Annotated in this window: 26 protein-coding genes; 1 reads left to right on the top strand and 25 read right to left on the bottom strand. The window is 40.2% G+C overall.

Features of this window, described 5'->3' with window-relative positions; translation table 11 throughout:
- Positions 1–110: 110 nt before the first annotated feature.
- The 25 genes from ACQKL5_RS15995 to ACQKL5_RS15875 all read right to left on the bottom strand — a co-directional run bounded on the left by ACQKL5_RS15995 (position 111) and on the right by ACQKL5_RS15875 (position 19,079).
- Complete coding sequence (locus ACQKL5_RS15995; RefSeq protein WP_427609874.1) at positions 111–308, bottom strand: hypothetical protein; 198 nt, start codon at positions 306–308, stop codon at positions 111–113.
- A gap of 362 nt (positions 309–670) precedes the next feature.
- Positions 671–1,228 (bottom strand): ribosome hibernation-promoting factor, HPF/YfiA family, encoded by a 558-nt coding sequence (gene hpf / locus ACQKL5_RS15990; RefSeq protein ID WP_427609873.1) that lies wholly within the window; start codon positions 1,226–1,228, stop codon positions 671–673.
- Positions 1,229–1,483: 255 nt separating this feature from the next.
- A complete protein-coding gene (locus ACQKL5_RS15985) occupies positions 1,484–1,888 on the bottom strand; it encodes a flagellar protein FliT (RefSeq protein ID WP_427609872.1) in 405 nt (134 codons plus the stop codon).
- Complete coding sequence (gene fliS / locus ACQKL5_RS15980) at positions 1,828–2,229, bottom strand: flagellar export chaperone FliS (protein WP_427609871.1); 402 nt, start codon at positions 2,227–2,229, stop codon at positions 1,828–1,830. The genes ACQKL5_RS15985 and fliS overlap by 61 nt, the downstream gene beginning before the upstream one ends.
- Before the next feature lie 24 nt (positions 2,230–2,253).
- Positions 2,254–3,807, bottom strand: a complete 1,554-nt coding sequence (locus ACQKL5_RS15975; RefSeq protein WP_427609870.1) for a flagellar hook-associated protein 2 — start codon at positions 3,805–3,807, stop codon at positions 2,254–2,256.
- Positions 3,808–3,821: 14 nt separating this feature from the next.
- Positions 3,822–4,184, bottom strand: coding sequence for a flagellar protein FlaG (flaG, locus tag ACQKL5_RS15970; protein ID WP_427609869.1), 363 nt, complete (start codon positions 4,182–4,184; stop codon positions 3,822–3,824).
- Between the two features lie 628 nt (positions 4,185–4,812).
- Entirely contained in the window at positions 4,813–4,959 is a 147-nt protein-coding gene (locus ACQKL5_RS15965; protein WP_427609868.1) for a hypothetical protein, read from the bottom strand.
- Between the two features lie 160 nt (positions 4,960–5,119).
- Positions 5,120–5,599, bottom strand: a complete 480-nt coding sequence (locus ACQKL5_RS15960) for a hypothetical protein (RefSeq protein WP_427609867.1) — start codon at positions 5,597–5,599, stop codon at positions 5,120–5,122.
- Positions 5,600–5,742: 143 nt separating this feature from the next.
- Positions 5,743–5,955 carry a JAB domain-containing protein gene (locus ACQKL5_RS15955; RefSeq protein WP_427609866.1) on the bottom strand — a complete coding sequence of 71 codons (213 nt, stop codon included), beginning with the start codon at positions 5,953–5,955 and terminating at the stop codon, positions 5,743–5,745.
- A gap of 105 nt (positions 5,956–6,060) precedes the next feature.
- Complete coding sequence (locus tag ACQKL5_RS15950; protein ID WP_427609865.1) at positions 6,061–6,255, bottom strand: hypothetical protein; 195 nt, start codon at positions 6,253–6,255, stop codon at positions 6,061–6,063.
- Positions 6,256–6,392: 137 nt separating this feature from the next.
- A complete protein-coding gene (locus ACQKL5_RS15945; RefSeq protein ID WP_427609864.1) occupies positions 6,393–6,626 on the bottom strand; it encodes a hypothetical protein in 234 nt (77 codons plus the stop codon).
- 117 nt (positions 6,627–6,743) lie between these two features.
- Positions 6,744–8,468, bottom strand: a complete 1,725-nt coding sequence (locus tag ACQKL5_RS15940; RefSeq protein ID WP_427609863.1) for a flagellin — start codon at positions 8,466–8,468, stop codon at positions 6,744–6,746.
- Positions 8,469–8,606: 138 nt separating this feature from the next.
- Entirely contained in the window at positions 8,607–8,840 is a 234-nt protein-coding gene (csrA, locus tag ACQKL5_RS15935; protein WP_427609862.1) for a carbon storage regulator CsrA, read from the bottom strand.
- Entirely contained in the window at positions 8,840–9,286 is a 447-nt protein-coding gene (gene fliW, locus ACQKL5_RS15930) for a flagellar assembly protein FliW (protein WP_427609861.1), read from the bottom strand. The genes csrA and fliW overlap by 1 nt, the downstream gene beginning before the upstream one ends.
- Positions 9,287–9,294: 8 nt before the next feature.
- Positions 9,295–9,873, bottom strand: coding sequence for a DUF6470 family protein (locus tag ACQKL5_RS15925; protein WP_427609860.1), 579 nt, complete (start codon positions 9,871–9,873; stop codon positions 9,295–9,297).
- A gap of 49 nt (positions 9,874–9,922) precedes the next feature.
- Positions 9,923–10,804, bottom strand: coding sequence for a flagellar hook-associated protein FlgL (gene flgL / locus ACQKL5_RS15920; RefSeq protein WP_427609859.1), 882 nt, complete (start codon positions 10,802–10,804; stop codon positions 9,923–9,925).
- A 14-nt stretch (positions 10,805–10,818) separates the two neighbouring features.
- Positions 10,819–12,393: a flagellar hook-associated protein FlgK gene (flgK, locus tag ACQKL5_RS15915; protein ID WP_427609858.1), complete on the bottom strand. Its 1,575-nt coding sequence runs from the start codon at positions 12,391–12,393 to the stop codon at positions 10,819–10,821.
- A gap of 30 nt (positions 12,394–12,423) precedes the next feature.
- A complete protein-coding gene (locus ACQKL5_RS15910) occupies positions 12,424–12,912 on the bottom strand; it encodes a flagellar protein FlgN (RefSeq protein ID WP_427609857.1) in 489 nt (162 codons plus the stop codon).
- 76 nt (positions 12,913–12,988) lie between these two features.
- Positions 12,989–13,252, bottom strand: coding sequence for a flagellar biosynthesis anti-sigma factor FlgM (flgM, locus tag ACQKL5_RS15905; RefSeq protein ID WP_427609856.1), 264 nt, complete (start codon positions 13,250–13,252; stop codon positions 12,989–12,991).
- Between the two features lie 239 nt (positions 13,253–13,491).
- On the bottom strand, positions 13,492–13,908 hold the full coding sequence (locus tag ACQKL5_RS15900; RefSeq protein WP_427609855.1) for a TIGR03826 family flagellar region protein: 417 nt from the start codon (positions 13,906–13,908) through the stop codon (positions 13,492–13,494).
- A gap of 87 nt (positions 13,909–13,995) precedes the next feature.
- Entirely contained in the window at positions 13,996–14,688 is a 693-nt protein-coding gene (locus ACQKL5_RS15895; RefSeq protein ID WP_427609854.1) for a ComF family protein, read from the bottom strand.
- On the bottom strand, positions 14,681–16,069 hold the full coding sequence (locus tag ACQKL5_RS15890; RefSeq protein WP_427609853.1) for a DEAD/DEAH box helicase: 1,389 nt from the start codon (positions 16,067–16,069) through the stop codon (positions 14,681–14,683). Before ACQKL5_RS15890 ends, ACQKL5_RS15895 begins: the two co-directional genes overlap by 8 nt.
- A 114-nt stretch (positions 16,070–16,183) precedes the next feature.
- Positions 16,184–17,026 (bottom strand): DegV family protein, encoded by an 843-nt coding sequence (locus ACQKL5_RS15885; RefSeq protein ID WP_427609852.1) that lies wholly within the window; start codon positions 17,024–17,026, stop codon positions 16,184–16,186.
- 169 nt (positions 17,027–17,195) lie between these two features.
- Entirely contained in the window at positions 17,196–17,879 is a 684-nt protein-coding gene (locus ACQKL5_RS15880; RefSeq protein ID WP_427609851.1) for a response regulator, read from the bottom strand.
- A 48-nt stretch (positions 17,880–17,927) separates the two neighbouring features.
- Positions 17,928–19,079 carry a sensor histidine kinase gene (locus ACQKL5_RS15875; protein ID WP_427609901.1) on the bottom strand — a complete coding sequence of 384 codons (1,152 nt, stop codon included), beginning with the start codon at positions 19,077–19,079 and terminating at the stop codon, positions 17,928–17,930.
- Between the two features lie 604 nt (positions 19,080–19,683).
- Between ACQKL5_RS15875 and ACQKL5_RS15870 the strand changes: the two genes are divergently transcribed.
- Entirely contained in the window at positions 19,684–20,319 is a 636-nt protein-coding gene (locus ACQKL5_RS15870; RefSeq protein WP_427609850.1) for a YigZ family protein, read from the top strand.
- Positions 20,320–20,331 lie beyond the last annotated feature (12 nt).

Here is a 20,331-nt window from a genome sequence, read left to right as displayed (position 1 = left end):
AATACACACTACATATGTTGCTAGTTTATGTCGCCACCTAACCAAAATAAAGAAGTATTTATCGACAAATTGCAACAATATTTAGAAAATTCAATTCATTATTCAAGCATTCACGCTCGCTTATTTATAAAATAAAACACCTTGCTCTTTTCATTCAACCGGTGAGACATATTGATTCTCTCCACCGATAGTGCATCAAAGGCTTTTTGCACGGTCAAATCCTCGCCGCATGTCGGACAAAACCAGTTACCCATTTCCGTACTACTAAACGAAGCCCTATTACATGTTTGGCAATTTTTCCGAAACAACTTCCCATCCCCTCTGCACCTTAATTATTAAATATATATTTACGAATTTGTTCGTTTTAAAGAACCTATTAACCAATTATATTACAAATTAAGGGATTTTAGGAATGGGACTTATACACTATTTTTCTTGAAAAAGAACAGATAATGTTCATTATTAAGAATGGATATAAATATTTCCTTTATCTTCTATTTTATTAAGAACGCCTAGATGACAAAGAATAGGTTAGATGAATACGTTGATATGGTTTGTATTCTAGGATTCAACTATATTACCTTATACCTATAATGATCATGGAAAATGATAGATAATAAAAAGCACCGCCCAGAGTGTGGACGGTGCTTGGTTTCATTCTATTATTCTCTTAACTTGGTTCGATTAATCCGTATCGTCCATCTTTACGGCGATACACCACGTTAGTTGTATTCGTATCCGCATTCGTGTAAACGAAGAAACTGTGACCAAGCATATTCATTTGCAGAATCGCTTCTTCACTGTCCATTGGTTTCAGATCAAAGCGCTTGTTACGAACCACTTCGATATCGTTATCATCTTCGAATTCATCCGCCACTTCATCGATCTCCGTAGCAAAGGCGAATGCCTCAGGAGTATTAGATAAGTTATTGCGGAATTTACGATTGACCTTCGTTTTATGTTTACGAATTTGGCGTTCAAGCTTGTCATTGATCAAATCAATTGCGGCATACATGTCCGCATTTTCCTCTTCAGCGCGAAGAACCAAATTCTGCATGGGAATCGTCACTTCGACCTTAGACGTATTATTATTCACTTTCAAATTTACTAGCACATTTGCATCTGGCGTATTGTTAAAGTATCTTTCTAACTTGCCAATTTTCTTTTCGACGTATTCTCGAATTGCTGGAGTTACCTCAATGTTTTCACCGCGTACGTTGTAATTCATAAAGTGAGTCCTCCTTAAATTAAGACTATACAGTTAGATTCTACAATACCCCTCCGGTTTCCTTTGCAAACACATCATGAAATATATCGAAATTATGAAATAATTGTCGGAAGGTTTGAAAAAGGTTGATGTCTACCTTAGGTCTATTATAACAAACACTGCTCAATAATGAAAAAATTAGCCACTATAATTTACAGAAATTTTAAAAAACAAATACAAAAAAACCGTTTGATATCCAAACGGTTTGGGTAGTGTTCAATTTTTTTTGTCATAGAACATGCCATCCGTGGCAAGGGTCTCGTAAGGATTGGTATACTTATTCGAAGTTTTCTTCTTCTGAATCAGTTCCTTTATATCCCGCTGAATCTCTTGCTTTTGGAGCAACAACAATTGATTGACCTGTTGATTCAGAAGCATGGATTGACGCCCCAATTGTAGCTCTTCGGCAGAAAAAGGCGGTTTGATTTGCAATAAAAATTCTTCACGTTGGTCAAGCAACTCTTTTATTCGATCGATTCGGTCATCACGTTCGATAATCGTCTGGTCTTGCAATACAGTTACTAATTCAGTGGTAACATTATGGAACTGTTGAAGCATCATCACACTAGACCACTTTGGACGAATTGTTTTTGACGATTCAATTGAATGGCTTCCTTCCATGTGTTACGGAACTCAGTAACAAGACCCTCCACCTCTTCTAGAGCAGCAATATCATTCTTCAAATTAGCGTCAATCAGGCGGCGGTTCATATAATCATAGAGGCTCATCAACTCTTTCGAAACGGCAACATCCATATTCAACGTTACCATCAGTTCATGAACGATGTTTTGCGCCTTTATGATATTCGTATTCTTTTCTTCGATTTTACCCGCTTCCATGGCTTTTTTACCAAGTAGAATGAACTTCAGACACCCGTTGTAAAGCATGAGGGTAAGCTCTCCCGGGGACGCTGTGTTCACTGAATTTTGTTGATAAGATTGGTATGGATTGTTAATGGCCATTTCTTTTAATTCTTCCTTTCTTACTTAGCTAAAATATTGCGATAAACTAGAACTTTGACTATTCGCTTTCGATATCGCTTTTTCCATGGCTGTAAACTGACTATAATAACGGCTTTCCAGTTTGGTTAATTTTGCCTCGAATGCTGAAATTCTTGTATCTAGCCCATTGACCGATTTCCCGATGGTGAAATTGTTATTTACATAACCGGCCTTACCTGCTTTTTCTGTAATCACCTTCATGGATGATTGGATATCAGCACGTAAACGACGTGCTAGGCCTTGTGTACTTTTATCGGTACTACTTCCCTCATTCATGAATAACTTATAAATCGCATTCGGATCTTCCGAAATGGCCGCACGCAGTTTATCCTCATCAATGGTGAGCTTACCACCTTCTAAGTAATTCTTTGTTGTGGTAATTCCCAAACTACTGAGCGTGTTATTCCCTGTCATACCACTTACCGAAGTATACAGAGAAGACCTCATCGTTGTCAGAAGACTTTTTAATGTAGAATCATTTTTTAACGTCCCACTCTTCGCCTTCTCTTCCCACAACTTCACTTCATCTTCAGTCATGGCCTTTTTTTGCTCTGTTGTAAGAGGAGTGTACGAACGATACTTCGATTCACTAGTTTTGTCCTGGATCTTTTTAATGATTTCATTGTATTTATTCACGAACTGAGTGACCGTGTCTAAAATGGTGTCCACATCAGCTTTTGAGGAAAAGGTGACGGGTCCAGTTTCTTCAGTTGTTTGCTTTATTGTTATTTCCGCTCCGTTGATTTGGAAGGTGTTCGATGGTCGGGAGATTTTTAGACCATTGTATTCTACTGTTGCATTTGAACCTATTGTCCCTCTTCTATTCTCCGGTTTAGCAGCTATATCATTTGTTTTATCCATTTCTAATAAATCAGTAAAAAATTCCCCACCCAATTCAATCTCTGCTGCACCCTCCACATCACCTGTATTCTTAGCAGTAATAGAAAACTGTTGAGAGTTCTGATCAAAGAAGACTGTTACCCCAGAGTTAGCATTAATTTTATTTATAACACTATCTAATGTATCAGTTGTTTCAATGGTAAGTGTATAAGGTTTCGTCACCTTACTCTCATCCAAATCAAAAACGCCATCTTTATTAATCGCTAATATCGAAATTTCATGCTTTACCAACCCATATTTAGATAACGGCTCTTTTGAATCAATCTGCGTCAGTAACCCTGTTTCTGTATTTTTCACATTTGTTGGTTTGCTCGTCATAGTCGCCGCCGTGGCAAGGTTCTTTACACTTATCTTCCCCGTAAAATCACTTGTTGAATTAATATTTCTCACAGAAATTGCATCAGGGTTAGAAACGGAAACTGTCTTTTTAATAAATGAAGACTGTTTTCCAACTCCATCTGAGATTAGTTTATCCAATTCTGAGAGCGCTGTATTTACTGAACGGTAATCATCCCGTTGCCACTCAGAATATTGCTTCTTCTGCGTTAATTTATCCAAAGGCACTCGTTCTGCCTGCATCATACTTTTCACTATTTCATCTATATCCATCCCACTTGCTAATCCACTGACACGTACCATCATTGATCACCTACTTATATTTTTTTGTCGACCATTATCCCGACAAATTCTGTCATTGCCGCATAAAAGTCTAGAAGCTTTTTTGGAGGAATTTCTCTAATTGTTTCATTGGTTATGTCATCAACGACCTTAACAAAATACTCGTCCAGTTTTTCATGATATTCAAAGCGTACCGCTGTATGTGTTGGATTTAGAAAGGTATTTAAACTTTCAGTTACCTCCTGAACCTTTTCTTTTGTTGGTTTGTCATTCGATTCTACACTTTGTTCTGAATATGCTACTGTATTAATCTCTCTCTGATAATACGTACTGATTCCCTCTGAAATTGCTGTTCTAAGTTGCGAGGAAAGAATATTCGTTGATAGATTCTCCAACATCTCTTTTGCCCCCAATATGATATCTTTACTTTTTATATCGGTTTCATAATAGAACTTTACAGTGCTAAAACAAAGGAAAAATAATTAAATAAGGACCATACATTCTAACTTTAGGGGATAACCTGTTGAGGAATGATACAATAAAACTAATCTTTACACCTGTATAAAGTAGCAAACATACAATCATTAGATGTTCCTTATACCATACAAATGAGAAGCGGGATGGTACTGGACCATCCTTCAATGTCTCATGAAAATATGATTGGAACCCTTTCACATCATTCACATATGACTCGATTGTTTTATCTGCTTTCTCCTCTGTAAAGAGCCAATGTTTGTACCCTGCTATTTCCAAGAATGATTCACCTCCATAATGAAAAAAGGCTATTGATGTACGCATCCTTACGCCAACACCCTTTATGTTTTATTTGTATTCATTTTTCCAGTTCGTTTCCTACCTAGCTCCCGACAGTTATATAATAATGTCGACAGTTTTTCCATACGAAATGCATACCATTTCTTTGTCGCTCATCTATTCTGTAAATAACGGTACATATCCCATTAGTTTTGTCGTAAGTTTACTAAATGTAATGTCGTAAATTCAGCTGGCATGGTTCAAGTGATTTTTTTAGTCGAAATAAATCTCATAAGCAATCTGTTTCCCATTCTTCATCCATACTTCGTACAGTTTCTTCCTTGTTTCGTCATCCAGAACATAACCAGCAATCCATTCAAACCCTTTATCGTCCACATACGAAATTGTTTCAATGAGCAATGGGTTTTGCTTTTCTAAGTGTTCAGCTAGGATAAGAAGGTCATCTATTTCTTCATGATAGAAATGGCTTCGTGGCCTACATCCTCTCTTTTCATTTCAATACCAAATGTCTTTTTCATTGTTCCTACAAACCAGTCTAAATACATTCTCTATTCTCCTCCTAATAATAGAAATAAAGCGATTCCGAAACCATTTCTAAATAGGTGATGTAATTTTGAACCATCTCTCGCTGAATGGTACTCATTATGCCTCTCACTGCACAATTGATTGCTTCTTGATCCACCTCGATGCTTGACTCTACCGCCTGATCCATTAGTATCTCGATTAGTTCTTGTTCTGTTATCATCTCCAGTTCGTAGTGGCCCCTCGCTGAATCGAATTCCCGATATAAGACTCTTCCATTCATTACAATCTTGTGATATATTGGCATTTTACTTTTCCTCCTTCTTCTTGTGCAGAATTGACTTGACCTGTTCTCGTTCTTTATCCAAACCTCGTAAAGTAGCTCCTTTGTTGCCTCGTCAACGACCACTCCTGCCACCCATTCGAACCTTTCCTCACCTACGTACATGAGCGTTTCAAAGAGAAGCAGGTTCGGCAGTACAGAAAGATGCTCATTCGGAATGAGTAGGTCATCCAAGTCCTCATGATAGAAATCGAATGCTTCAAAGCTGACTTCCTCTGGATCAACGGTTAGACTGAACTGCTACTTCATCCGATTCACGAATTATTCAACATATATCACTTGTATTCTTCCCGATTTATACTAATAGAATTAGTCTATTACTCTTTCAAATAACCCTTTTCTTTTAGAGAAACGAATCTGCCATCCCCGATGACCAGATGATCCAACAAATCAATGCCAACGATATTCCCGGCTTCACTGAGTCTTTTCGTGACCTCAATGTTCTCTCCCGATGACTCAGGTTGCCCCGAAGGGTCGTTGTGGCACACTAAAATCGACGACGAGTTAAACTGAGGATTGCAAGCCTGCATCACCTCCCTAGTGTGCACTAATTAGCATTCATGCTGCCTATGTGACAGATGTTGATATTCGTCGACTTCTGCGTGTCTAGGCGAATTACAACAAAGTATTCTCTATCAAGCTCTCCAAGAAACTACTTGAACAACTTGTAGCCATCTTCTGGGATTCTGACGGTACGATTGTGATATAGTAAGCTTGATTCCTTTACCATCTTTAATATTTACATGCTTAGCTGAAATCCTTTTCGCATCCATTTCTGATTCCTCTAGCCATTCCAATTGATCCGATACCTTCGTTTCGTATATTCTCATTTATTATTCCTCCTCAATTAGAAATAGCCCTAACTCCACAAAAGGAATTAAGGCTACCGGATAATAATATATCAATTTAATAATATATACTTATTTTTCCGTGTAATTCAGATTATTAACAAAAGAAAATTCCTCCACTAATGGAGAACAGGATATAACTGTTTTTCCAGAGATCTGAATTCATTCTTCAATGCATTCAGTTCACCATTCAATCCCTCAATTTCAATTGCTGAAAGCTTATGTTCTAAAGCATATTCAGCTATCCTTTTCATTTCATGAAGCTTCACGTCCATCTCATCCAAGATACGAATTTGTTCCTCAGTCCATTGAAGCTCGAGGAGTATCCTCTGTTCTTGTAGGACTTGCCCCATCTCCATTCCTCCTAGTTAACACAGTATCTTTATACATGTACTTAGACAAAAGAACTCTGACAAATTTGGAAAATAAAAGACCTCGCAAAATGCGAGGTCTTTCTACTAGCGTATCGATTAACGAAGTAATTGAAGTACGCCTTGTGGTTGTTGGTTAGCTTGAGCCAACATTGCTTGTGCTGCTTGAGAAAGAATTGAGTTCTTAGTTTGAGTCATCATTTCCTTCGCCATATCTACATCACGGATACGAGATTCCGCAGCAGTTAGGTTTTCAGAAGATGTACCTAAGTTATTTATTGTGTGTTCTAAACGGTTTTGGTTTGCACCAAGTTTTGAACGTTCAGCTGAAACTGTTTCAATTGCCTTATTAATTGTAGTAACTGCTTTTGCCGCATTTGAATGTGTAGAAACATCTACCGCAGATTCAACAGCTGTTGAGTTTGTTCCGTTTGTAACATCTTTTATAGCAGTGAATTCAGCTCCTGTTCCTGTAAGTCCAAGTGCAGCTGCACGCATGTCATTGATACCAACTGACATAGATTGATTTTGATTCGCACCAATTTGGAATGAAGCAGATCTATCTTCAACTACCGCTGGTGTAGTTATTGAAGTAGCAGTCGTCGTTTCTTTGGATTCAGATTCTAATTTGAATGTACCGGACGCTGTAGCATCAGTCGAAGTAGAAGCAGTTCCTGCTGTAAATTTGAATGAAACGCCATCAGCGTCAAAGTTTACTGCAGCACCAGCATCTACAGAAAACTCATATTTAGATAAAGTTTTAGTATTTGTACTATCGTTAAGTAGAACTGTTAATTTTTTTGTGCTCTCATCATAATCTACTTTTACTTCATTTAAACCTTCTAATTGAGAACCAGCAACAGTAATATTTGTCATTACAGAATCTGTAGCAGGTCCTGGAGTTCCAGCTGCAGTATTTGTAAATTGTTGTTTGTCTGCTACTGACGTATGAGTTCCCGTACCATTAGTTCCAGCTGCAGCCACAGTATTTAAATCTATAGTTACAGACTCACCAACTGCCCAGTCCGCTAAATCCTCTTGTTTGAATGAGAAAGAAACTCCTTGGCTATCGTAAGAATAAGTGTTATTTGCTGGGTCAAAAGCAACTGCTTCTGCATCAACTGTAAGAGTGTTCGCTGAACCATCTGTTGCCCTAACATCTACCGTAAATGAGTTTGCAGCATCACGTGTAACCTTGATATCATTAGGTTTACTCGTATCTAAAGCATTCCAAGCTAAGCCATTATCTGCTGCACCAGCAACATTGAAATCGAATTTTGCTGAAGCACCATTTGTCCATGTAATAGGATCAACACCCACTTTTACAGTGCTGTCTTTTGCTAACACTTGTGTTACCTTTGTTGGTGTTGTTGTTACTGCAGGAGATACTTCAAATTTAGAAGAAAGGTCACCATTCACTAGTTTTTTAGTGTTAAACTCAGTAGTATTACCGATACGGTTAACTTCAGAAGTCAACTGGTTGATTTCTTTTTGAATTTCATTTCGGTCAGTGTCAACATTTGTATCGTTACCTGCTTGAACAGCAAGCTCACGCATACGTTGAAGAATGTCATGCGTTTCGTTTAAAGCTCCTTCAGCAGTTGCTATTAAAGATATACCATCTTGTGCATTTTTAGAAGCCATATCTAAACCACGGATTTGTCCGCGCATTTTTTCAGAGATTGCTAAACCAGCTGCATCGTCCCCAGCTTTGTTGATACGCATACCTGAAGCTAATTTCTCCATTGATTTAGATTGTGCTGAAGTTGCACTTGATAACTGACGATGTGTGTTAAGAGCTGCGATATTGTGATTGATAATCATTTTTGTTTCCTCCTTGAGTTTTCTGTTCCCACATCCATGTGGTTTTTTACGAAGAGTAGTGAATAAGTCGGCCGCCTATTTCACTAACCATCGTTCTATATATAATATCGACATGCTTAGAAACATATTTAGTAGATTTTAAGATTTTTTCTTAAAAAATGCATTTAAACTTTCCAGTAGATTGGTTTCTATTTTGGAAGCCTTGTTATTTTCCTCTTGTATGGAGAGGTAGACTTCTTTTCGGTGTATATCCACATTTTTTGGTGCATTGATACCAAGCTTAATCTGTTCCCCTTCTATCGCAAGCACTGTAATTTCAATATCATTTCCTATTACGATCGATTCATTTGGTTTCCTTGTTAAGACAAGCATTAGTCTTCCCCCTGTTCTACTTCTAGAGGTTCAATAAGCAAATGCTTATTCATATAATTACTACCATTCATGATAAACTGTTTTCCAGTTTTTTTATGACTATTTAAAATAATAGGAGCTTGAAGATTGGCAGTTGTTTGATTGAAAGGATCATGAATGGTTAAAATGACAAGCGTTATGACATCTTTTTCTGTTTCGATTTGTAAAGTAGAAAGTACTTCATCAGTCAGCTTCACTTCATAGTCACGAAAAGTATCAAAAGGATTCGTTACGATGAAGGCCACTTCTTTTGTTTCAATAGATTGAAGAACAAAGAATGGTGTTTCTTCTAATGGTAATAAACAAAACTGCTTTTCCTCCAGAAACCCTGGTATTCCGCTTTCAAATCTATAAATATCTTCCTCTGCTATTTCTAATTCACCTTGAAATTTTGTTGATTTAATCATATATGTCTTCACTCACCTATCTCATCTGGAAATAAATTAATGAAATCTATATCCAGAGAATTTTTTTGTAGAACTTCTACATCCGTATTACCTGGCATATATTCATGGGTTGGTCTATTAATTTGCACATTAATATTTGGCTTTTGCGGAGTTACTTCAATATCAACTTGGGCCGGTTGATAGTCTAGCTTCACACTGAAATGGGAGGGAATCCACCCGAGATTGAATTGCTTCTCTGGACCTTTGCTATTTTGTTTTGCCAGTGAAGCAATTGTATTCCCACCGTTTTCAATATGCCTTAGCTCTGTCCCCTGTTGAGATCTTCTTGCCATACCAGCCAGCCAATCTTGGTACCCTTGCTGGGCAAATTCCTCCACCCGTTTGGATAGGCTTTTCAAATCCATATCTTCTCTGGCCTTTGACTGATCGATCGTCAGTTTCCCCTGTGTTGTTTGAATTTCTAAAATGGCTTTCGGCTGTTCAATTGATAGATCTGCTGCTTTTTGTTCCAGTTGCTGTACCGGTTGTTCGATGTTCAATCCAATTTGCATCGATGTAGATTGCATCCGAATTTGCGGCATTTGCATCTTCATCACTCCTCTCTTTATAGAAAAAAACTATCCGGTTACGAATAGCTTAGCGAAGAAAGTCTAATAAACTCGGTTGCATGATTTTGGCACCAATACTCAATGAAGCACTGTGAACACTTTCTTGTGTCGTTAAATTCATGATGGCTTTTTCGATATCGACATCCTCGTTTTTTGAAAGAATCTCTGTTGCGAAAACCTCTTGCTGGCCTAGGCGGTCCGTCATCAACTCGATTCGATTCTGCCTCGCACCCACTTGGGCCTGCGTAGCTAAAAAGCTATCAATCGTTTTATCAAGTTCTGCCAACATCGCACCAACATCACCATTGCCTTCGAGCGCATCAATTGTTTGTTGAATACTACCATCCTTGGCAAGAGCATCTCCAAAAACCTTTGATCCATCTGTATTAATTTGAATTGAAATTCCAGAGAACACTTCAAGATTAATAGGTTCCGTACCGTATGAGATTTTCCCAGTAGTAGCATCAGTCACAGATGAGGGTTTCACATTCGTATTCTGTCCATTAAAAATATACTTACCGCCAATCTGTGTATCACCGATACTGACTAGATGTTCTTTCAATTGCTTAATTTCTTCAGAAATATTACTCTTCTGGTTTTCTTCATACGTCCCATTACTTCCCTGCACTGTTAACTCACGAATTCTTTGAAGTGCAGATATCGATTCGGTAATCGCATCATCCGTACTATCAATCCAGTTCGTTGCTTCCGAGATGTTACTCTTATATTGCTGGATTTGATTGAGGTTCGTCCGATACCCCATCCCCATCATCGCTGCAACAGGATCATCGGAAGGCTTCGAGAATTTCTTTTGCGATGAAACTTGTTCCTGCAGTTTGCCCAATTTCTCATAGCTACTGCTTAGGTTGGTTAACATATTATTGGTTAGCATCGATTGTGTTACGCGCATCTATATCACTCCTATTATCGACCTACAGTTCCCATTCCATTAATGATTCTATCGAGCATTTCGTCGACCATCGTCACCATTCTTGCCGATGCATTGTAAGCCTGCTGGAATTTAATCATGTCAGTCATTTCCTCATCTAATGACACAGAACTAACAGATGCTCTATTTTGGTCCACAGATTCTGCCAGCGCTGCTGAGTTAGAGAGGTTCTTTTGAGAACTTTGAGAATCAACACCCAAGTTCCCAATAATTCCAGAATAATAGGTGTCGAAGCTGCCTGTTAGGTTCATTTTCTTTAATTCTTCTATTCCAGCTGAGGTTTTGAGAGTTTCATAATCACTAAAAGCTTTCTTTTTCAAATCAGCCAAGAGCTTAGCATTCTCATTATCCCCTGAAGCTCCGCTTGTTTTCCCTGCAGCAATCAGTGAAGAATCTTTTAAAATAACACTATTCACCTTAATACTTTGAGCAGCACTTCCATCAGCACTGATTTCGAAAAAGTTGAGACCTGATTTATCATTAGCTCCTAAAGCAAACCCATCTTGATGAATCTTATTAAATTCATTCACAAAAGCCTTCGTCATATTATCAAGCTTTTGCAGCATATCAGGATAAGAGCCCCCTGTTGTGCCATCAGTTTTTTTATATCCGAAGTTTTCAATCAAACCAGCTAGTTCTCCAGAAAACTTGAAGTCTTTCAAGGTTTTCGAGCCGAACTTTACTCCGTCTACCACACCTGACTCATCATAGCTCACTTCCACTTTCGCTGTCCCGAGCATCCCCGTCTTGTTCACGCTGATTAGATTGACTGGAGGTGCATAAGAGGAACCGTCTTCTTTCATTAGCTCGATGTTGTATAACCCAGTTGCCACATCGCTTGCTTTGCCGTAGTCGGTTGGAATGACGTTTTTCACGTTGACGCTGACAAGCTGCGATAGGTTGTCAACGAGCACGTCCCGTTTATCATAGAGTTCGTTCGGAACCAAACCGTGTGGTTCCACTTTACTGATCTGCTGATTAAGCTGATCGATTGAGCTGATGATTATGTTAATTTCGTTCGCTTTGACGTTGATTTGATTGCCAATGTCCGTTTTCACGCTTGTAAGCGAGTTGTAGTAGTAATTCAGTGTATCAGCGACCATCACACCTGTTGAGGCCACAACTTCACGAGCACCAGAATTTTCGGCGTTGGCTGTTAACCCTTGGATTGAATTCCAGAACTTCTCCATCGTGGCTGCCAAGCCGCTATCGGTAGGCTCGTTCATGATGCCTTCCATTTTTGATAGTGATTCGCTCATGGCACCGTAATAGCCGAGTTTATTACTTTGCGTTCTGTATTGGGCATCCAAAAAACTATCACGGATTCGTTGTACAGTTTCTGCTTCAACACCCGTCCCAATTTGACCGGCTATACGCGGGCTATTCATCCCGACGGTAGGAAAACCGGATGTTTGTTCCAGGTTGACCCGTTGCCTTGAGTAGCCTACCGTGTTGGCATTGGAAACGTTATTTCCTGTCGTATACAAGGCACCTTGCGAGGTAGTCATTCCACGCTTTGCTGTTTCGAGCCCCATAAAGCTTGAAATCATATGTTCAAACCTCCATCTATTTTCTCTATCTTACGCTTTTGAATCAAACATGCCTAAGCCGCTTTTCGCAGACTTTTGGGCCGTCTTGCCATAGTTCATATTCTGATTTTGTGGTCGTAGCATATTTAGGGAGACATTTATGAATTGAAGAGATTGATAGATCAATTGCTGGTTTAAGCTGTTTTGCTCTTTCAGCTTGGCCACTTCTTGTATCAATTCCGTTTTAAGGTTTTCAAGCGCAATCGTTTCACTCGTATTAGTGAATTCCCTTACAGTGGTAATGGAAAATTCCTGATTTGCCGCACCATTTGCTGTGAGAAATTTCTCGACGGCGGCTTCCCTTTCTTGATCCGTTTGACTGATGGCTTTAATATGCTTTTGTTCATCAATTAGCAGGGCGGAGATAGCCTCCGTGTCGCCGGCTTTCAAGATGTTTGTTTTACTTTGCGCTAATTGGTTGAAGCTTTTATGAAGGGTAACCAATTTTTCAAGCGAGTCGATGATCTGTCGTGCAGACATGTTCGCTGCCTCCTCTGCTCATAGATGATGGACGGAATACGGTTCCGTCCATTTTAATCAAACGTTTGATTAAGGGTTATTTTCGGTAAAAATCAATAAGTCCCTTGGCTGTTTCTTGTGCATTCATTTTATATGTGCCATTTTCCACTTGGATTTTCAGTTCATCCACCTTCGCCTGTCTTGCAGCTGGTATTGGAGATAGATGTTGCATCTCTTTTGCTGCCGAAGAGATTTCCACTTTGTCTGAAGGGTTGACCTTGGATTCTTTGACACTCCCCACTTTATGGATAGAAGTATTATATGGGTTCACACCCGTTACACCGACGTTATTGATTTTCATATTCCAGATCCTCTCCTTCGGTCGATTTCGTTTATCTAATCTTATAAATAACCACATATTTTATGATTCCTTTAACAGACGATGATCCGCTCATGACTGCGTTTATTCTCTATACTAGTATTATCGACAAGGAATAGATTTATTTTATAATTCCTGGGAATCTTTCCTTCGACAACCTTTGTCGAATTCCGTTCTCAATACAGAATATTCTAACAAAGTATCAGCAGAGAAGCTAAGATTTACACTTTATTGTTTTTCATAAAGTATGTATTCTTTTTATCACGTTCTTGAATTTCAATACGGCGCTTTTCTTCATTTTCATACGTCTCCAGCCCGGAACGAAGGGAGTCGCTACAAGTGCCACATAATCTGCCGCTTCGGATGAATGTTCCACATTTTTCACAGGGAACGCCCAGATTCGGAAATTGGGCGATTCTCAGTTTCCCCGTTTTCACGAATTTAATGATCAATTCTTCCTCAACACCAGTCGCTTCAACGACCTGTACCATGGACGCCGTTCGGTTACTTTTCTTACGGATGTATTCATACACCATATCGAATTGCTCTTCTTCTTCTTTATAGCAAGCATCACAAACATCACGGAATTTTGTTTTAACGAATAGCGAATTGCAGTTTGGACAGTTATATAAATCCATTTGGGTCTCCCCCTCGCCTATATTCTTGTACTTTATATATCGAGTATTACGAGCGATACTTTAGAAGGTTTTTAAAAATACTTACTTTTACCTAGCTAGCGTGATGGATGATACTTCTCTTGCACCAGCTATTTTCAAGATTTTAGCAGCATGCCTAAGCGTTGATCCAGTCGTGTAAATATCATCCACAATCAAAACCGATTTGTTCTGTATCACGTCCGTTTGGGTAACTTGAAAAACCTGGGGCAATGAAATTCGCTCTTTTCGGGACTTTTTCGATTGCTTTTCGGTATGAACGCGCGTTAGCAATTGCAACGCTTCAAGGCATAATAAATCTGTAAAAGCTTGTGCCTGGTTGAATCCTCGCTCCTTCAAACGCTCTTCGCTAAGCGGGATGACCGTTATGATTTCAAAGTCCATCTCCTTCATTTTCTCTCTTAAGAAGGGGACAAAAGCTTCGGCCAGTGCATAATCTCCACGGTATTTATATTTCGCAATGATGTCTTTCAAGTAGTCATTATAATGAAAGATCGATACGTTCTTCGTTAAACATCCCTTCCACTTCTCATCTTTTTCCCACCTCACACAATCTAAACATCGATCTCCCATCCGGAACTTCTCATCCAGCTCCCGTGAGCATACTGTGCAGGTCTCACCACTTATCTTTGCAAGTCTTGATTCACATCCTTCACAGATTACTTTCGCATTAAGCCTCAGCAATAAACTTCTCCAAGTCAGGACTTCTTCCATCTCTTCGTCGCAAAACAAGCACCTACGCATCTAGTAGCCCCCTTTTCCTGGCCTCTTGATTCATCATGGAAATGTGATGAATGCTCTCTAGCATCGCCCTGCTTTTTCCGTAATGGAAAAATGTAACCGTGCCTCTCGGGTATGCAAAGCTTCTACCGACGCGTCCCGCAATTTGGACGAGGGCACTCTCGGAAAAGACCTCATGTTCAGAACCAATCACCGCAACTTCGAGCCGTTCGATCGTAACGCCTCTTTCTAAGATGGTCGTCGTCAATAACCCCGGCACCTCGCCATTCCGTAATGCTTGCACCCTTTCTTTTCGCTTTGGATGCTGCGAGTGGACGGCTTCTAATTTTGGTTCCAACTCTTGAAAAAGGGGAAGCACCTGCTCCATCACTTGGATGCTCGGGAAAAATAATAAAAGCGGTGTCTTTTTCTCTAGGCGATCCCTTACCCATTTCTGGATTTCTGAAGGAATCTTTTTTTGGAGGAATTGCTTTTGCCAATTGCCGCTCCATTTCATTTCGGGTAAAGGGATGGGTTGCCGGTGATATCGTGCTGGAATGGTCACCGCTTGCAGTTTTCCGGTTCGGTAGGATCGTTGCATGTGTTTGGAGGGAGTCGCCGTTAGGTAAATGGTGATAGCGGTAGGTTTTTTTGATGTAAGGACTGCATAATGCAGCGATTGATCCATAGAGTAGGGAAAGGCATCGATCTCATCAATGATGATGACATCAAAGGCTTCTGAAAAGCGAAAAAGTTGATGGGTGGTGGATACGGTAAGGGGGGTTGCTTTATGCCGGTCTTCACTGCCGCCATAGAGGGCGGATACTTCGACCGCCGGGAAAGCTTGTTTTAACCGAGGCGCCAGTTCAAGTACGACATCGGTACGTGGCGTTGCGATGCAAATACGCTTCCCAGCAAGCAGTCCCGCTTCGATGCCTGCAAACAGAACCTCAGTCTTCCCGGCTCCGCATACAGCCCATACGAGGAATTCCCCTTTCTCTCTGATTGCTTTAACGACCAGGTCCGAGGCCGTTTGCTGACCAGCAGAAAGTGTACCCTCCCATTCCATGACTTTATCGGGTATGGAGAAACTGAGGGGAGGACCTGTCCAACCGTATAATGGGGTACATTCACTGACCCGTCCCATCATGATGCAGGACCGGCAATAGGTACAATCCAGATTGCATATTTTACATGGAAACGTATAAAACAAAGTGGAATCCTTGTTTCCACACCTTATACATGCGAAGCGTCCATTCTCGCGCTGCACTCCACGTATTTCCGAGACATGACCCAGCTTGATTTGTTCAGTAAGGAGTCCTGGAGAAAAGGGGATTTCCGCTGCCAGCAGCAGCCGTCCTGCGAGGTGATTTTGAAGTTCTTTTGAATAGGGGGGAGTATTCACATTTCAACCTTCTTTCATAAGATGATACACTCCTGATTAAAATTCGCTCTCTCCATGATAATCCCTTTTTTTTTCGCAAAAAAACGCCTCTCCATTTGGAAAGACGCTCTTTATTTATAGTTTGTACCAGCCCATCCCCATCGAACCTTCGCCCAGGTGCGTGCCGATTACCGGACCAAAGTAGCTAAGATCGAACTCAACATTCGGGAATCTCTTTTCCAGTTCTGCTTGCCATTCCTTCGCTTCCTTTTCACGCTTGGCATGAATGATGACCGCTCTATACGGGAGACCGCTTGCTGCGTCTTCCCCGAGTAGATCCGCAATCCGTTTCATCGCTTTTTTTCTCGTGCGGATTTTCTCAAACGGGACTATGACCTTGTCAACGAAGTGAAGAACAGGTTTCACTTGAAGCAGGCTGCCAATCAATGCTTGCGCACTACTTAGGCGTCCACCACGTTGCAGATGAGATAGATCGTCTGCCATGAAATAGGCCCGGATGGACTGTTTCATTTCCTGAAGTCTCGCCATGATTTCCTCTACCGATTTTCCTTCAAGCGCCATCTGTGCTGCTTCAAGAACATAAAACCCTTGAACCCGGCAACTGATTTCGGAGTCAAAGGCATGAACGCGTATCCCTTCGACCATATCACCGGCAGATATTGCTCCTTGGTACGTTCCACTTATTCCACTCGACAAATGGATCGAGATGACATCATCATATTCTTTTTTCAGTTCTTCAAACTTCTCGACAAACAAACCAACAGGAGGCTGCGAGGTGGTCGGAAGCTTGTCCTGCTTTTTTACTTCCTCATAAAACTCATCCGCTGTAATATCCACTTCTTCTCGGTAGGCTTCGTTCGAGAAAATCACATTAAGCGGCATCATATGTATATGTAATCGTTCGCGCGTCTCTTTAGGTAGATATACAGTGCTGTCTGTTACGACTGCCGTTTTCATAGTGAAGTACCATCCTTATACATATTTACTCTATACACTTATTCAACATTCTATAGGAAAATGCCTTCATTTGCATTAATACCTTTCTTGTGTAAAAATAAGGAAATAAAAAACCGGTCCTTCCTTACGCAATGCGTAATCTGAAGAACCGGATAGTCTATTCAAACATTTATTTCACTTCGACCCAGCCGTTTTTAATAGCCATGACAACAGCTTGCGTGCGGTCATTCACATTCATTTTCTGAAGAATGTTACTTACATGGTTCTTGACGGTTTTTTCGCTGATATAAAGCGTTTCACCGATTGCACGGTTGCTTTTTCCGTCAGCTAAAAGTTGAAGGACTTCACACTCGCGTCGAGTCAATAAGTGAAGGGGTCTTCTGATTTCCACAGCATGTAGAGAGTCGCGATCAGCGCCTTCTTCAGCGGCTAAACGACGATATTCCTTGACCAGGTTGTGTGTCACTTTCGGATGCAGGTATGAACCGCCTTCTGCAACAACACGAACCGCATCGATCAACGCATCTGCGTCCATTTCTTTCAACAGATAGCCTTGTGCTCCTGTCTTCAATGCATGCTGCACATAGTTTTCATCATCATGAATTGATAAAATGATGACCTTCGTATCAGGATAACGTTGTACAAGCATCTTCGTTGCTTCTACCCCGTTCATATTCGGCATGTTGATATCCATGATGACAACATCTGGTTTGTGCTCTTCGACGAGGTCCATAGCCTCGCTTCCGTCATCGCCCTCGGCGACAACGTCAAAGGATGATTCAAAATCTAAAATACGCTTAACGCCTTCGCGGAAAAGCTGATGGTCATCGATAATGATGATACTAGTCTTCAACGGCTTCTTCCTCCTAATTTCTATTTAAATGCTTCTGCATTTGGTTGTCTATTTTAATTCATAAGGGACTTGGATCAATACCATCGTTCCTGCCCCTGGTTGCGAGTCTATCGTCATGCTTCCCTCAAGGAGCTCGACTCTTTCCCTCATTCCAACCAAGCCGAAAGAGCCCTCTTTTTGGATGGCCGCATCAAATCCTTTTCCGTCATCTTTAATGACGACGGTCACCAACTCTTTGGAAATGGAAAGTTTGACCTGGATTTGTTGGGGTTGAGCATGCTTTAGTGAATTTTGCACGGCCTCTTGGACCAGTCGGAACAAAGCGACTTCCATATCGGAGGGTAATCTTATGACCTGGCCGATATTCACAAAATTCAACCGAACGCCACTATTGGTATTATAATCTTCGGTCGTTTGCAGATATTTCCTGAGAGTAGGAACGAGTCCCAAATCATCTAGTGCCATAGGACGAAGATCATAGATGATTCGGCGCACCTCATACAATGCATTCCGTACCATGACTTTTAAACTGCGAATTTCCACAAGCGCTTCTTCAGGGCCTCTCTCCCGTTGTACACGTTCAATTAAATCCGAACGCATCATCACATTGGCCAGCATTTGCGCTGGACCGTCATGAATTTCCCGTGAGAGTTTTTTACGTTCCTGCTCCTGGGCTTCGATGATTTTCAAGCCGAAGTCTTGCTTACGCTTGGCTTCTTGAAGGGCTTCCCCAACAAACTTCAAGTCTTGTGTTAAATAGTTCTGTACAACGGAAATCTGCGAGACAAGATGTGCGGCTTTTTCTATTGTCTGTTGCAACCCTTTTAACCTGAGTTCAAGTTCATCCCGTCTATTACGTAGTTCTTTTTCCAGCTGCCTGTTCATTTGTAAATCGACTTGTAACTTATGAGCCCTTTCATAAGCATCGCGAACCTGTTCCTCAGAAAACTGGTTGAAGTGCATACTGACTTCTGAAAGCCTTTTTCGAGCAAATCTTGCTTTGGAATCCAGTGAATCGCTGTCGTTTATCATAATGGCCACTCTAATTTTCACATCTTCAAGCTCTTTTGTTAGTGACTCAAAATCTTTTCGACATTGTTCTTCGATATCAAAGACTTCATCTCGGCTTTCACTAACCGTGCTTACCATTGTTTCTAAGATCATGTCCAATGCTTTAGCATCAACCTTGTGTATGGACATCAAGATCCCTCCACTTAAATCAACACACTTTAACCATGTTGTTGTCATTTAGACTATGTATACGGAAAAAAATCCTTTTCCCCAATTCATGAATGTTTAAATTACAGCAGGAAACTTATAAGAAGAAACCTTCATGAACATATTGTACCAAAAAAAGAAGAAAAATACGTCACATTACAGAATGGAATTTCACAAAATATACATATTTAGCATACTTCGAGCTTATGGGTCTTTACATAAATGAGAATAAACGGCCCAATGCAGAATTATCTTGTTCAACAAAATAAATATTCTACTTCTTTAATTATTATACGAAATAGAACAATTACTAAAATGGCATAATTCCTTATATGCGAGAACTCTATCAGGAATAGTCAAGATTATAGGGTCAAACGCATTGATTTAGCCATAAAGATATTCTTTTAAGCATAAATATACGAATATGAAAGATGGACAGTCAATAAAATTAATTATAACACGTACAAATTTTTCTTATATTAAAGTTTCTTTACACATGTCGAATTTATGTCAATCTTCGTTGCCAGTTTTTATGCTAAGACTTATAATTAATCAATTATATAGAAAGAACGAAGGTGAAATAGCCATGCTCCCTCAATATTTAACGGTAAAAGGACGTGGGGAACATGAAATCGTCATTGATAAATCTCGGTTCATTTCCCATGTCGCCCGAGTCGAAACTGAAGAAGCAGCACAGGACTTTATTCAAGAAATAAAGAAAAGGCATAAAGATGCTACCCATAATTGTTCAGCTTATATGATTGGCGAACAAAATCAAATTCAAAAAGCCCTTGATGATGGAGAACCAAGTGGCACTGCAGGCGTTCCAATCCTTGAAGTGCTTAAGAAAAAAGATTTGAAAGATACAGCCGTCGTAGTGACGCGTTATTTCGGGGGCATCAAGCTTGGAGCCGGAGGACTCATCCGCGCTTATAGCAAAGCCACTTCGGAAGGCATCAACACGACAGGTGTTGTCGTACGTAAATTAATGCGCGTCATCTCCACTAGCATCGAGTATACATGGCTCGGAAAAGTAGAAAATGCTTTACGATCCTCGATTTATCAAATGAAAGATATCCAATATCTAGATCAAGTCGTTCTCCTTGTTTATGTGGAGGAAGGACAAAAAGAAACGTATATAAATTGGATGACTGAGCTGACGAATGGCCAAGGCCGCATAACGGAAGGCGAAATGCTGTACTTGGAAGAGGAGCTCATTTAAGATGCTTCACTA

Origin of the sequence: Peribacillus sp. NPDC097675 (genome assembly GCF_050277655.1) — a bacterium.
GTDB lineage: Bacteria > Bacillota > Bacilli > Bacillales > DSM-1321 > Peribacillus.
Note: the sequence above shows the minus strand (reverse complement) of the source record. Positions and strands in the feature narration are given on the sequence as shown.

Coding starts and splice junctions, on each gene's coding strand:
- hpf (WP_427609873.1), bottom strand. CDS start 1,228: ATGAATTACAACGTACGCGGTGAAAACATTGAGGTAACTCCAGCAATT.
- ACQKL5_RS15985 (WP_427609872.1), bottom strand. CDS start 1,888: ATGGAAGGAAGCCATTCAATTGAATCGTCAAAAACAATTCGTCCAAAG.
- fliS (WP_427609871.1), bottom strand. CDS start 2,229: ATGGCCATTAACAATCCATACCAATCTTATCAACAAAATTCAGTGAAC.
- ACQKL5_RS15975 (WP_427609870.1), bottom strand. CDS start 3,807: ATGGTACGTGTCAGTGGATTAGCAAGTGGGATGGATATAGATGAAATA.
- flaG (WP_427609869.1), bottom strand. CDS start 4,184: ATGTTGGAGAATCTATCAACGAATATTCTTTCCTCGCAACTTAGAACA.
- ACQKL5_RS15955 (WP_427609866.1), bottom strand. CDS start 5,955: ATGCAGGCTTGCAATCCTCAGTTTAACTCGTCGTCGATTTTAGTGTGC.
- ACQKL5_RS15950 (WP_427609865.1), bottom strand. CDS start 6,255: ATGAGAATATACGAAACGAAGGTATCGGATCAATTGGAATGGCTAGAG.
- ACQKL5_RS15945 (WP_427609864.1), bottom strand. CDS start 6,626: ATGGGGCAAGTCCTACAAGAACAGAGGATACTCCTCGAGCTTCAATGG.
- ACQKL5_RS15940 (WP_427609863.1), bottom strand. CDS start 8,468: ATGATTATCAATCACAATATCGCAGCTCTTAACACACATCGTCAGTTA.
- csrA (WP_427609862.1), bottom strand. CDS start 8,840: ATGCTTGTCTTAACAAGGAAACCAAATGAATCGATCGTAATAGGAAAT.
- fliW (WP_427609861.1), bottom strand. CDS start 9,286: ATGATTAAATCAACAAAATTTCAAGGTGAATTAGAAATAGCAGAGGAA.
- ACQKL5_RS15925 (WP_427609860.1), bottom strand. CDS start 9,873: ATGCAAATGCCGCAAATTCGGATGCAATCTACATCGATGCAAATTGGA.
- flgL (WP_427609859.1), bottom strand. CDS start 10,804: ATGCGCGTAACACAATCGATGCTAACCAATAATATGTTAACCAACCTA.
- flgK (WP_427609858.1), bottom strand. CDS start 12,393: ATGATTTCAAGCTTTATGGGGCTCGAAACAGCAAAGCGTGGAATGACT.
- ACQKL5_RS15910 (WP_427609857.1), bottom strand. CDS start 12,912: ATGTCTGCACGACAGATCATCGACTCGCTTGAAAAATTGGTTACCCTT.
- flgM (WP_427609856.1), bottom strand. CDS start 13,252: ATGAAAATCAATAACGTCGGTGTAACGGGTGTGAACCCATATAATACT.
- ACQKL5_RS15900 (WP_427609855.1), bottom strand. CDS start 13,908: ATGGATTTATATAACTGTCCAAACTGCAATTCGCTATTCGTTAAAACA.
- ACQKL5_RS15895 (WP_427609854.1), bottom strand. CDS start 14,688: ATGCGTAGGTGCTTGTTTTGCGACGAAGAGATGGAAGAAGTCCTGACT.
- ACQKL5_RS15885 (WP_427609852.1), bottom strand. CDS start 17,026: ATGAAAACGGCAGTCGTAACAGACAGCACTGTATATCTACCTAAAGAG.
- ACQKL5_RS15875 (WP_427609901.1), bottom strand. CDS start 19,079: ATGTCCATACACAAGGTTGATGCTAAAGCATTGGACATGATCTTAGAA.
- ACQKL5_RS15870 (WP_427609850.1), top strand. CDS start 19,684: ATGCTCCCTCAATATTTAACGGTAAAAGGACGTGGGGAACATGAAATC.